This is a genomic window from Enterobacter pseudoroggenkampii (assembly GCF_026420145.1).
In the GTDB taxonomy this organism is placed as follows: domain Bacteria; phylum Pseudomonadota; class Gammaproteobacteria; order Enterobacterales; family Enterobacteriaceae; genus Enterobacter; species Enterobacter pseudoroggenkampii.
On sequence record NZ_JAPMLV010000001.1, the window covers coordinates 2351479 to 2363982 of the forward strand.

The 12504-nt window shown below is 53.9% G+C and carries 12 protein-coding genes and 1 tRNA gene; 6 read left to right on the forward strand and 7 right to left on the reverse strand.

Annotated features, from left to right (window positions below; genetic code table 11):
- Positions 1-1590 carry a microcin C ABC transporter ATP-binding protein YejF gene (gene yejF, locus OTG14_RS11470; RefSeq protein ID WP_267215084.1) on the forward strand — a complete coding sequence of 530 codons (1590 nt, stop codon included), beginning with the start codon at positions 1-3 and terminating at the stop codon, positions 1588-1590.
- A gap of 3 nt (positions 1591-1593) precedes the next feature.
- Here yejF and OTG14_RS11475 read toward each other — a convergent pair whose 3' ends face one another.
- The 3 genes from OTG14_RS11475 to rsuA all read right to left on the reverse strand — a co-directional run bounded on the left by OTG14_RS11475 (position 1594) and on the right by rsuA (position 4136).
- Complete coding sequence (locus tag OTG14_RS11475; RefSeq protein ID WP_008500952.1) at positions 1594-1938, reverse strand: YejG family protein; 345 nt, start codon at positions 1936-1938, stop codon at positions 1594-1596.
- Positions 1939-2216: 278 nt separating this feature from the next.
- A complete protein-coding gene (locus OTG14_RS11480) occupies positions 2217-3413 on the reverse strand; it encodes a Bcr/CflA family multidrug efflux MFS transporter (protein WP_045402783.1) in 1197 nt (398 codons plus the stop codon).
- A 15-nt stretch (positions 3414-3428) separates the two neighbouring features.
- Positions 3429-4136 carry a 16S rRNA pseudouridine(516) synthase RsuA gene (gene rsuA, locus OTG14_RS11485; RefSeq protein ID WP_021241522.1) on the reverse strand — a complete coding sequence of 236 codons (708 nt, stop codon included), beginning with the start codon at positions 4134-4136 and terminating at the stop codon, positions 3429-3431.
- Between the two features lie 152 nt (positions 4137-4288).
- Here rsuA and radD point away from each other — a divergent pair, with 152 nt between their 5' ends.
- Both radD and rplY read left to right on the forward strand, forming a co-directional pair.
- Positions 4289-6049 (forward strand): DNA repair helicase RadD, encoded by a 1761-nt coding sequence (radD, locus tag OTG14_RS11490; protein ID WP_148768845.1) that lies wholly within the window; start codon positions 4289-4291, stop codon positions 6047-6049.
- A gap of 125 nt (positions 6050-6174) precedes the next feature.
- Positions 6175-6459, forward strand: a complete 285-nt coding sequence (gene rplY / locus OTG14_RS11495) for a 50S ribosomal protein L25 (RefSeq protein WP_008500956.1) — start codon at positions 6175-6177, stop codon at positions 6457-6459.
- A 50-nt stretch (positions 6460-6509) separates the two neighbouring features.
- Here the strand turns inward: rplY and yejK are convergent, their stop codons facing one another.
- Positions 6510-7517 carry a nucleoid-associated protein YejK gene (gene yejK / locus OTG14_RS11500; protein ID WP_267215085.1) on the reverse strand — a complete coding sequence of 336 codons (1008 nt, stop codon included), beginning with the start codon at positions 7515-7517 and terminating at the stop codon, positions 6510-6512.
- 134 nt (positions 7518-7651) lie between these two features.
- Here yejK and OTG14_RS11505 point away from each other — a divergent pair, with 134 nt between their 5' ends.
- From OTG14_RS11505 to OTG14_RS11515, 3 genes are all read left to right on the forward strand, one after another.
- Complete coding sequence (locus OTG14_RS11505; RefSeq protein ID WP_008500958.1) at positions 7652-7879, forward strand: YejL family protein; 228 nt, start codon at positions 7652-7654, stop codon at positions 7877-7879.
- Positions 7880-7898: 19 nt separating this feature from the next.
- Entirely contained in the window at positions 7899-9659 is a 1761-nt protein-coding gene (gene yejM / locus OTG14_RS11510; RefSeq protein ID WP_048991690.1) for an LPS biosynthesis-modulating metalloenzyme YejM, read from the forward strand.
- A gap of 72 nt (positions 9660-9731) precedes the next feature.
- Positions 9732-9808, forward strand: a tRNA-Pro gene (locus tag OTG14_RS11515).
- Between the two features lie 94 nt (positions 9809-9902).
- On the opposite strand, the gene OTG14_RS11520 is transcribed toward OTG14_RS11515, so the two are convergent.
- From OTG14_RS11520 to OTG14_RS11530, 3 genes are all read right to left on the reverse strand, one after another.
- Entirely contained in the window at positions 9903-10223 is a 321-nt protein-coding gene (locus OTG14_RS11520; protein ID WP_267215086.1) for a hypothetical protein, read from the reverse strand.
- A complete protein-coding gene (locus tag OTG14_RS11525) occupies positions 10223-10462 on the reverse strand; it encodes a hypothetical protein (RefSeq protein ID WP_267215087.1) in 240 nt (79 codons plus the stop codon). The genes OTG14_RS11520 and OTG14_RS11525 overlap by 1 nt, the downstream gene beginning before the upstream one ends.
- Positions 10463-10721: 259 nt before the next feature.
- On the reverse strand, positions 10722-12473 hold the full coding sequence (locus tag OTG14_RS11530) for a tail fiber/spike domain-containing protein (RefSeq protein WP_267215088.1): 1752 nt from the start codon (positions 12471-12473) through the stop codon (positions 10722-10724).
- Positions 12474-12504 lie beyond the last annotated feature (31 nt).

Below are 12504 nucleotides of genomic sequence, written 5' to 3' on the forward strand. Positions count from 1 at the left end.
ATGACCCAGCCTCTTCTGAGTATTGATAACCTGTCGATTGCTTTTTCAACGCAGGGCGAGACGCGCACCGTGGTCACCGACCTGTCGCTGCAGATCCAGCCCGGTGAAACGCTGGCCCTGGTGGGCGAGTCGGGTTCAGGCAAGAGCGTTTCGGCACTCTCCATCCTGCGGCTGCTGCCTTCTCCGCCGGTGAGCTACCCGCAGGGGGATATTCTGTTTCACGGCAGTTCGCTGCTGCATGCCGACGAACAGACCCTGCGCGGCATTCGCGGCAACAAAATCGCCATGATCTTCCAGGAGCCCATGGTTTCCCTCAACCCGCTGCACAGCCTGGAGAAACAGCTCTATGAAGTGCTCTCCCTGCACCGGGGGATGCGCAAAGAGGCCGCACGGGGAGAAATTCTGGACTGTCTGGAGCGAACAGGCATACGTAACGCGGCCAAACGGCTGAATGATTTTCCGCACCAGCTCTCCGGCGGCGAACGCCAGCGCGTGATGATCGCCATGGCCCTGCTCACGCGCCCCGAACTGTTGATTGCCGACGAGCCCACAACGGCGCTGGACGTAACGGTACAGGCGCAAATACTGACGCTGCTGCGGGAACTGCGTGACGAGCTGAACATGAGCCTGCTGTTTATTACGCATAACCTGAGCATTGTGAGAAAGCTGGCCGACAGCGTCGCGGTGATGCAAAACGGACGCTGTGTTGAACAGAATACCGCGTCAACGCTGCTGAGCGCGCCGCAGCACCCCTATACGCAGCGCCTGCTTGACAGCGAACCCTCCGGCGACCCGGTTCCTCTCACGGCTGACAGCACACCGCTGCTGCGCGTTGAGGATCTGTCCGTCTCGTTCCCGATCCGCAAAGGTATTCTGCGGCGCATTGTCGATCGGAACACGGTATTGAAAAACATCCGCTTCTCGCTGCGCCCGGGAGAATCCCTGGGGCTGGTGGGCGAATCCGGCTCGGGTAAAAGCACCACCGGTCTGGCGCTGCTGCGCCTGATCGCCTCCCAGGGCGAGATCCTCTTTGACGATATGCCGCTGCACCGCTGGAACCGCCGTCAGATGCTGCCCGTGCGGCCCCGCATGCAGGTGGTGTTTCAGGATCCTAACTCCTCGCTTAACCCGCGGCTCAGCGTGTTACAGATTATCGAAGAGGGTCTGCGCGTGCATCAGCCCGGCCTGAGCGCGCAGCAGCGCGAGCAGGAGGTCATTCGGGTCATGGCTGAAGTGGGTCTAGATCCCGAGACGCGCCACCGCTACCCTGCGGAATTTTCCGGTGGGCAGCGCCAGCGTATCGCCATTGCCCGCGCGCTGATCCTGAAACCAGAGCTGATTATTCTGGATGAACCGACGTCGTCGCTGGACAGAACCGTTCAGGCGCAGATCCTGGCCCTGCTGAAAGGGCTTCAGGAAAAGCACCGGCTGGCCTATATCTTTATCAGCCACGATCTACAGGTGGTGCGGGCGCTATGTCATCAGGTGATAGTGTTGCGACAGGGAGAAGTGGTCGAGCAAGGTGATTGCCAGCGCGTATTTAGCGCGCCAACGCAGCGCTACACGCGCCAGCTGTTGTCGTCAGACTAGCGCTCAGAACGGGTACTGGCCGGAGAAAGGCTCGGCAATGGCAACGCCAAAATTTTTCAGACGGCAGGTGGCAGCAAACTCGTCCTGGCTTTTCACAAACAGGCACGGCTCACCTTCGCACTCCAGTACGGAGCTGTCCACTTCGATATCCGTCAGGGCCTGACTGAGGCGCTCCATCACCCGCCAGGCATTTTCGTCACTCGGGCTTAACAGCTTGAGCGCCACCAGGCAGTTTTCACAGCCCGCGACGTTTTGCGGAATCGGTTCAACTTTCGAACCAGCAAAACCCGCCGACCAGCGATAGCTCTGGGGCAAGCGATGGACAATAGAAAGTTGTAATGTATTCACGTTCGTTCCCCGGAAGCAAAATTTACTTCACAATTTATTTACATTTATAGTAACACATCATCGTCAGCCTGCACTATTCAGCGCTTTTTTATCCGTTTCCAGGCTCGCGTCGGCGCTATATGTACCCGTTTCTGCGATCTAACTCAACCTTTTTGAATACAATGATGTGACTTTTTACACAAATAGATTTTACATAAAATAAACAAACACGGGATAAACGAAGGGGGTTTGGTTGATATGCATCAACAAAAAAGGCCCTGCCGGGCCTTCTCTGTGTTTTAGTGGGCCGCTTTTCGCGGTCGACTGGCGTAAAGATAGAAGAGTATCGAGCTGGTTGCGCAAAAAGCCATCGCCCACAGCATGGGCCATGCCGTCGTAAAGGTGGCCATCGAAAGCAACGCGCCAACGATAGCGCCGATGCCGAAGCGGAACGTCCCTGCCAGAGATGATGCGGTCCCCGCCATGTGCGGGAACTCATCCAGAATCACCGCCATCGCATTGGATGATACCATCGACACGCAGCCGACAAAGGCCGCCACGCCGACCACCAGCGCCCAGAAGCCCACGCCCAGAAACGCGCTCACCACCAGCCAGATCGCCATCACAAACTGGATCCACAGCCCGGCGCGGAACATGTTCAGCGCCCCCACCCGCCGGACAAAGCGGCTGTTGATGATGGTCATGATGAACAGGAAGACGATGTTAAGCGCAAAGTAATAGCCGAAGTGCTGCGGCGAAACGTGGTTCAGTTCGATGTAGACAAACGGCCCGGCGCTCAGGAAGGAGAACATTCCGGCGAAGCTGAACCCGCTTGCCAGCATATAGCTGAGCACGCGCTTGTGGCGAAACAGCGAGGCAAAGTTGCCGATGGTGGTTCGGATGTGGAATTTCTGCCGGCGCTCGACGGGAAGCGTTTCATCAATAAAGAAGAAAATCATCGCGGAGGCCAGCAGCGCGGCCAGGGCCAGGATCCAGAAAATCACATGCCAGCTAAACCACACCAGCACCGCACCACCGGCCATGGGTGCCACCAGCGGCGCAATCGTCGTCACCAGCATCACGAAGGACATCATGCGGGAGAACTCTTCCTTCGGGTAGATATCGCGCATCAGGGCGTTAATCACCACGCTTGCCGCTGCCGCCGCCAGACCGTGGAAGAAGCGCATGACAATCAGATGATCGATGGTCTGCGCCAGCGCACAGGCAACCGCAGCGGCCGCAAAGACCAGCGTCCCGCCCAGAATGACAGGCTTGCGTCCAAGGCTGTCCGCCATCGGGCCATAAAAAAGCTGGCCGAGGGCAAAGCCGAGAATATAGGTGCTGAGCGTCATCTGCGCGCTGCCCGCCGGAACGCCAAACTGCGCGGAAATGACCGGCAGCGCGGGCAGGTACATATCAATAGACAGCGGCATCAGCATGGCCAGCAGGCCAAGAATGAAGACGATTTTGAACGACGAGTGTGGCCTGGTGGTCACAGAGTTCTCCTGAAATTAGTGCGAAGGCAGACCGACGCTGGCGATCTCTTCTTCCGTTAACGGGCGATATTCGCCAGGCGCCAGGTCGGGATCGAGTTCAATCGCACCAATCCGTTCGCGATGCAGGCCAACAACGTGGTTCCCCACCGCGGCAAACATACGTTTCACCTGATGGTAGCGCCCCTCGCTGATGGTCAGGCGGACCTCGGTCGGGGTGATGACTTCGAGCACCGCCGGTTTAGTCAGATCTTTTTCATTATGCAGCTGAACGCCTTTCGCGAAGTGCTCTGCCGTGTCATCCGACACCGGCGACTCCAGCGTCACGAGGTAGGTTTTCTCGCAGTGGTGTCGTGGAGAGGTGATGCGGTGCGACCACTGCCCGTCGTCGGTCATCAGCACCAGACCGGTGGTGTCGATGTCGAGGCGGCCTGCGGCATGCAGCTTGTGCGCCACCGGTTCGTCGAGGAAATAGAGCACCGTCGGGTGATCCGGATCGTCCGTTGAGCAGACGTAGCCTTCCGGCTTATTGAGCATGAAGTAGCGCGGACCGTGCTGCTGGGTCAGCGGATTGCCGTCATACTCCACCTGATGGTCAGGTTGCAGTTTGAACGCGCTGTCTCTCACAATGTCGCCATCCACGGTAACGCGGCTGGCGCGAATTTCGCGCCCGGCAATAGCGCGGCTTACGCCGAGTTGCTGAGCGATAAACTTATCAAGTCGCATGAAATCTTTTTAGCCTTAATGGTGCAGGAAGTCGGACAACAGGTCCGAAAAAAGAAGCAGTCTGGAACGGTTCAGTATAATGGTCTGGTTGCGCCACTCAAGGGAAAAAGTTTCGTGGCATACTATGTGCGGAATAACGAAACCGAGACCCCATGACTTTTACACTTCGTCCCTATCAGCAGGAAGCCGTTGACGCCACCCTCGCCTGGTTCCGTAAACATCGCGAGCCGGCGGCGATTGTGCTCCCGACCGGCGCAGGCAAAAGCCTGGTCATTGCCGAACTGGCGCGTCTGGCCCGCGGCCGCGTGCTGGTGCTGGCGCACGTTAAAGAGCTCGTCGCGCAAAACCATGCCAAGTATTGTGCGCTTGGGCTGGAAGCCGATATTTTCGCCGCCGGGCTAAAGCGTAAAGAGAGCCACGGCAAAGTGGTGTTTGGCAGCGTGCAGTCGGTGGCCCGCAATCTGGATCTGTTTCGCAGCGAATTTTCGCTGCTGATTGTCGACGAATGTCACCGCATCAGCGATGACGACGACAGCCAGTATCAGCAAATCCTGTCACACCTGAAAGAGGTGAACCCTCACCTGCGCCTGCTGGGCCTGACGGCGACCCCGTTTCGCCTGGGGAAAGGCTGGATCTATCGCTACCATTATCACGGCATGGTGCGCGGCGATGACAAGGCCCTGTTTAGCGACTGCATTTACGAGCTTCCGCTGCGCTACATGATTAAACATGGCTACCTGACGCCGCCTGAACGGCTGGATATGCCGGTGGTGCAGTACGACTTCAGCCGCCTGCAGGCGCAAAGCAACGGGTTATTCAGCGAAGCGGATCTTAACCAGGAGCTGAAAAAGCAGAAACGTATTACGCCGCACATCATCAGCCAGATAGAGGAGTTTGCGCAGACGCGCAAAGGGGTGATGATCTTTGCCGCCACCGTTGAGCACGCGCGGGAAATCACCGGGTTACTGCCTTCCGGCGACGCGGCGCTCATCACCGGCGAGACGCCCGGCCCGGAGCGCGACAGCCTGATTGACGCGTTTAAAGCCCAGCGGTTCCGCTATCTGGTTAACGTGTCGGTATTGACCACCGGCTTTGACGCACCGCACGTCGACCTGATCGCCATTTTGCGCCCGACCGAATCGGTGAGTCTGTATCAACAAATTGTTGGCCGCGGCCTGCGCCTGGCCCCCGGGAAAACCGACTGCCTGATTCTGGATTATGCAGGTAACCCGCACGATCTCTATACGCCTGAAGTCGGCGCGCCAAAAGGGAAAAGCGACAACGTGCCCGTGCAGGTCTTTTGCCCTGCCTGTGGGTTTGCCAACACTTTCTGGGGCAAAACCACCGCCGACGGCACGCTGATCGAACATTTTGGCCGCCGCTGTCAGGGCTGGTTTGAAGATGATGACGGGCATCGCGAGCAGTGCGATTTTCGTTTCCGCTTTAAAAACTGCCCGCAGTGCAACGCCGAAAACGACATTGCCGCTCGCCGCTGTCGGGAATGTGACACGGTGCTGGTTGACCCGGACGACATGCTGAAAGCAGCATTAAAGCTGAAAGATGCGCTGGTACTGCGCTGTTCCGGCATGGCGTTGCAGCCCGGCGCCGATGAAAAAGGCGAATGGTTGAAAATCACCTATTACGACGAAGACGGGGCGGACGTCAGCGAGCGCTTCCGGGTCCAGACGCCTGCCCAGCGAACGGCCTTCGAACAGCTGTTTATCCGCCCGCACACCCGCACCCCGGGCGTGCCCCTGCGCTGGATCACCGTGGCCGATATCGTGCGCCAGCAGGTGCTGTTGCGCCATCCGGATTTTGTGGTCGCCCGTAAGAAAGGCCAGTTCTGGCAGGTGCGCGAGAAACTCTTTGACTACGAAGGTCGCTTCCGTCGCGCCAATGAATTGCGCGGTTAGCGGGACTTTTCATTGATGTGAGGGGCATTTGAGTATAAAATGCCGCCCGCTTCACATCCGTGAGGCAGAACACTCACCTGCTGCTGGGTCGCCTGTAGTAGGGTTTTAAATACAGAGAGAAATCAATGTTTACTATCGAAGCAGAAGTACGTAACGTGCAGGGTAAGGGTGCGAGCCGCCGCCTGCGTACCGCTAACAAGTTCCCGGCTATCGTTTACGGTGGCGAAGCTGCTCCAGTTGCAATCGAACTGGATCACGACAAACTGTGGAACCTGCAGACCAAAGCTGAATTCTACAGCGAAGTTCTGACCATCGTTGTTGGCGGTAAAGAAGAAAAAGTGAAAGTTCAGGCTGTTCAGCGTCACGCGTTCAAGCCAAAACTGACTCACATCGACTTCGTTCGCGCGTAATCGCAAACCTGTCGAAAAAAACCCCGCTTCTGCGGGGTTTTTTGTGCCTGCTATTTACCGCCCGAGGTGCGGCGCTGAAGCTGATCGCGCAGATTCGGCGGCGTCCCCTTAATGGTCAGCGTATCGGTGGCCGGATCCCAGAAGATACGTTCCCCCAGCAGCATCGCATCAAAGTTGATTGTTAACCCGCCGCCGCTGCCGGCAAACTTGGTTAACTGGCGCAGCGTGCTGCGATCCGCCGGGAAGCTCTCTTCAAGCTCATAGCCCTTTTCTGCGGTAAATTCCTGGAAGCTGACTTCGCTGACGCCCGCCAGCTCTTTTGACAGCGACTCCAGCTCAATCTCTTCCCCTGCCTGCAGCTGTTCGTTGCAGTAGCTGTAAACCTGCTGGCGCACCGTCTGGCGCTCGGATTTATCGAGCTGCGCTTCTGCTGTGAAATCGTCAACCGCCTGGAGCAGCCCTTTGTTCTGCGCTTTGGCGTTAAGCCCTTCACTGGCACCGAGGAAGTCCATAAAGAAATCCGCCACTTTGCGGCCCACGCGCCCCTTCAGGAATGTCAGGTAGCGGGTCGACTCCGGGTTGGTTTCCCATTCGGTCAAATCAATACGCGCCACGATATCCGCATGGTTGATATCCAGATAATGCGTCGAGCTGATGTCCAGCTGCTCGTTCACGCGCATGCTGCTTAAGTTATTCAGTACAGTAACCAGCAGATACTCGACCGCCAGATAGCGGTAGTGGCAGAACAGCACGATCCCCCCGTCGACGAACGGATATTTCGCCAGCTCGTCGCGCAGACGCCCGGTTGCCGCACGGCTAAACGCCAGAAAATCCTCTTCACCCTGACGCTGCAGGCGCAGGCTATCGGCCAGCTCACTCTCTTCGCTGAACAGCCCATAGGCTTTATTTTTGGCGCTGTAGACGCGATGCAGCTCTGCCATCATCTCCACAACGGTCGCCGTGGGTTCCAGTAACGAATCGCGCAGCACCACTTCAAGGGTTTGCTCATCACGCTTGATAAGCTGGTGCAAGGCAATCTGGTTGATTTCCAGACTCATGATAAACTCTCCTTTTAGACCGGGCGGTATTCAACCACCACCAGGACATGTGTGCAACAACAGATAAAAAAGGGGAAAAAAAGCTGTTGCTACGGTAATATGTTGCCCTTTCATCAACAAACTGATTTTGATTTATGCCACAACATTCCCGCTACAGTGATGAACACGTTGAACAACTGCTCAGTGAGCTGGTCAACGTACTGGAAAAACATAAAACGCCGACCGATCTCTCCCTGATGGTTTTGGGAAATATGGTCACCAACCTGATTAACACCAGCGTTGCTCCGGCTCAGCGTCAGGCGATCGCAAAATCGTTCGCCCAGGCTTTACAGTCGTCCGTCAGCAACGACCCGGCCCATTAAGGGATACGAACAACAGTTTATGGTGACGAATCGTCAGCGCTACCGTGAAAAAGTCTCCCAGATGGTCAGCTGGGGGCACTGGTTTGCCCTGTTCAACATTCTGCTGGCGACGGTCATTGGCTGTCGTTATCTGTTTGTCGCAGACTGGCCAACAACGCTCACCGGGCGTATCTACTCCTGGATAAGCGTTGTCGGTCACTTTAGCTTTTTGGTTTTCGCCACCTATCTGCTGATCCTGTTCCCCCTGACGTTTATCGTCATGTCGCAGCGTCTGATGCGATTCTTGTCCGCCATCCTTGCGACGGTGGGGATGACGCTGCTGCTTATCGACAGTGAAGTGTTCACCCGCTTCCACCTGCATCTCAACCCCATCGTCTGGGAACTGGTGATTAACCCCGACCAGAACGAAACGGCCCGTGACTGGCAGCTGATGTTTATCAGCGTCCCGGTGATCCTGTTGATTGAGATGCTGTTTGCCACCTGGAGCTGGCAAAAACTGCGTAGCCTGACCCGCCGACGCCACTACGCGAAGCCCGTCGCCGCGCTCTTCTTCGTCTCCTTTATCAGTTCGCACATCATGTATATCTGGGCGGATGCGAACTTCTATCGCCCTATTACCATGCAGCGCGCGAACCTGCCGCTCTCATATCCGATGACGGCCCGTCGCTTCCTCGAAAAACACGGCCTGCTTGATGCGCAGGAATATCAGCGCCGTCTTATCGAGCAGGGTAACCCGGAAGCTGTCAGCGTGCAGTATCCTCTGAGCGACCTGAACTACCGCGATATGGGACGAGGCCAAAACGTCCTGCTTATCACCGTCGATGGACTGAACTATTCCCGTTACGAGAAGCAGATGCCTGCGCTGGCCAATTTCGCGAGTCAAAACGTCTCGTTTACTCAACATATGAGCTCCGGTAACACAACCGACGCGGGCATCTTTGGCCTCTTCTATGGCATTTCAGCCGGCTATATGGACGGCGTACTGTCTACCCGCACACCTGCGGCGCTGATCACCGGGCTGAATCAGCAGGGCTATCAGTTAGGGTTGTTCTCATCCGATGGCTTTAACAGCCCGCTCTACCGCCAGGCGCTGCTGTCTGATTTCTCACTGCCGACGGCACAAAATCAGTCTGATGCGCAGACCGCCAGCCAATGGATAAACTGGCTGCAGCGCTACGCCCAGGAAGATAACCGCTGGTTCTCATGGGTTGCCTTTAACGGCACAACGCTTGCAAACAGCAATAAGAGTGATTTTGCGCGCCGCTACGGCCGCGCGGCGGGTGATGTTGATGCGCAGATTGGTCGCGTGCTTGACGCGCTACGTGAGTCCGGCAAGCTTGATAACACCGTGGTGATCGTGACCGCAGGCCATGGCGTCCCGTTAGGTGACGAGACGAAGAGTATGAGCTGGTCACGCCCGAACCTGCAGGTTCCGCTGGTGATCCACTGGCCGGGCACCCCGGCGCAGCGCATCAATATGCTTACCGAGCATAAAGATGTGATGACCACCCTGATGCAACGCCTGCTGCACGTCAGCACGCCAGCAAACGAGTATTCGCAGGGCCAGGATCTCTTCAGCGCCGCGCGCCGCCATAACTGGGTCACGGCTGCGGGTAATAATACGCTGGTGGTGACTACGCCGAAGCTGACGCTGGTGCTGAACAACAACGGGAATTATCAGACGTATAACCTGCAGGGTGAACGACTGAAAGACCAGAAGCCGCAGCTGAGCCTGCTGCTGCAGGTTCTGACGGATGAGAAGCGCTTCATCGCTAACTGATTAATAATAAACCAGTTAGCGACGGATTCCCTTGCATTCAAAACGGAATCGAGTAGTATTCTTTTCATGCGTCGGCACGTAGCGCAGCCTGGTAGCGCACCGTCATGGGGTGTCGGGGGTCGGAGGTTCAAATCCTCTCGTGCCGACCAAAATCACATTGAAAACCAGCCTCTTATGGCTGGTTTTTTGTTACCGTAAAATTTTGATGGCGAAACGATGGTGAAATGATGGTTGAACCCTGCTTTAAATTGTCGGGCAATCATCGTTACCAACCCGGTTGAGACTGTGCGTTAGAACGCCATATACAGTTACATCATCCAGCGCGTCGCCTTCTATCGCTTCACCATCTTCAGTTATCAATGCTGCCCCGTATAGCTTTGCAAACTCGTTCCTGTTATCCATTCTTACCAGTAGCGTATCTCCCTGCTCAGGCCTCAGAGCAATGTTAATCACTGCCCAACCACAGGATGTTTCTATTACCCTGCAGTTCCCATCAATTCCGCATAGCAGATCGATAGTCAGTCTCTGTTCCTGATAATCCATTGCCGGTGAAGGAAATCCCATTAGAAAATCCTCCCCATGTTACGCAATATCCAATAGCGATTATCGCTTCCGTTTATCGTCTTATCGGCAAAATCTGGCTGGTATCGCTCAATCCATGAATTTGCATCTGCCTGGCTGAAATGCCAGTGCCTCTTCTGTAGTTCAGCGATGAATTTATCTGTATGCAGGTAGAGATAGCCCTTAGAGTTTTGCTGTATGGCTGCCCTGAAAGCGGTTTGTATATCTGCTATACGTGGCATAGTAACCTCAAATATTACTGTATGAATATACAGTAATATAGATAGGTGGCGTCGATCAATATGCAGGCAACAAAAAAACCCACCGAAGTGGGCTAATGCATTGCTAAATATGGTGTTTTAATTTCTCAATTCCTTAAGGAAAAGGAGGATTTTCGATGTCGCAAGGTTGACGAACATACCGGCAATACAACCAACTTCCACGCCTATTACTGGATGTACTGATACCATAAAACTATTAAGACAAAATTAAAAATATACTTCACGAATTTTTTAATGATTGCAGATTTTCAAGTGCTGATATTCTTGATTCCAAGCGTTCAGATCTTCTTCTCTGATAAGCTGCTTCCAGCCAAGCGCACTGATCAGGCCGAAGCCCCCATCTATCTCCTGCAGGCGCAACAACCTCAGGCTTACCATTTTTTGTTTCGTACTTTTCATCCCATTTGTCATAACAAAGTAAACCAAATTTTGTAGCGTCAATGCCATGACTCAGGAAAGCATCTCTAACCTGCTGGGCAACTGCACCGAAGTGCCAGCGGGCATCTTCACCCTTGCGATTTACCATTTCGATCCATTTAAAGGCCGAAATAGAAACGGTAGCCCATGCATCAAGAATAGTATCGATCTCATATTCCCCCAATTTATGGTCATCATTAAGAGAGGTTATTTGCGTCTTTTCTCTTTCATCAGATGTATTTATAGCCCCAGTGCCGCCATAAAAAACAGACCATCTATTTTCTGCATCACCATTCGGGGTATGATTATCATCACCAGGTGTGAACGCACTGAGAGTGGTAGCCTGAGGCTTTATTTTTGCTCTTACTGAACCACCTTGAATAAAAAGTATTGCTGTATCTTGGCTTACGCCAAGTGAAGCGCCTGAATTATCGGTATGCAAAAAACCGTAGTATGAAGTTGAAGGTGCAGAGCCACGGAAATGAATTGCAAAATTCGTATCAGCTTGCACTGGATCATACCCGAATCCTGCTGCACCCTTGTGGTACATTCTGGCGGAATTTGGCGCGTAGAACGTGTAACCAGTGGTTTGCCTAGTTTGATACGCTACGTTGATACCAGATGCTGCCTTTAAGTCTTCAAGATAAACGCCTGTTTGCTGTTCTAGTGTTCCTCCACCAAAAATAGAAACATCATTTATGAATATTCCTCTACGGTCTCCAACTGTACCTGATCCAGATATAGTTGGAGCAGAATAGTAACCATATGTATTATCAAGTCGATTAGATCCACGGTAACTAACACGGTCTTGGAAAGAGTGAGCATGATCCTGATGATGGCTACCGTAGATAATGACCGTTGAGTCAAATGCTCCGTAACCATCTATTGCAGTACCCTGACTTAAAACTGTTTTGTCAGAAAAGGCATGGCAGTTGAATGGTGTATTTGAAAGTAAGCGACTAACGTTTATAGAGTCACGTAATGAGTCTGGTAATGGCCAAACCGCGCCAGGTACCCCAACAGGCTGATCGCCAACTATAACATTGCCGAATGTTGATTTTACGGTAAGTGAAGGCATATCAACATGGCCTGTAAATTCATCTCCTGACTTTTTCACAGCCCCGTAAACAAGTGCAACACCCTTTCCTGATGCAGATGAGGCAAGTTCGGTTCTTAATGATGCATCACCTACACTGACCCATTTACCTGTACCAATACCCCCAGTGCTATCTGGTGTAGAACCAGGGGGGACTACTTTGGGTAGCGCCCCGTCCCATCGGTAATACTCGCCGTTGCTCTTCCACCGTAAGCACTCGTTAGCAAGGCTAATGGTGCTACCATCTTCAAAAGAATCCTTCGTGATATAGCCATAGTTCTGAATTGCCCTATTTACATCTTTTTCAAAACCATACCACGTTTTCCTTTGTCTCCCAAGGCGATCTGGATATGTCTCGTTTACCATGTCCAGAGATAAATTATCCAAATTTTCAGCGTTATCATATAGATCACGAGGGTCAATAGAACCAATCGGATTGCCTGTATTATAGGTTGTCATAGCTTCCTCAGAAATAAAAAAACCCGCCGAA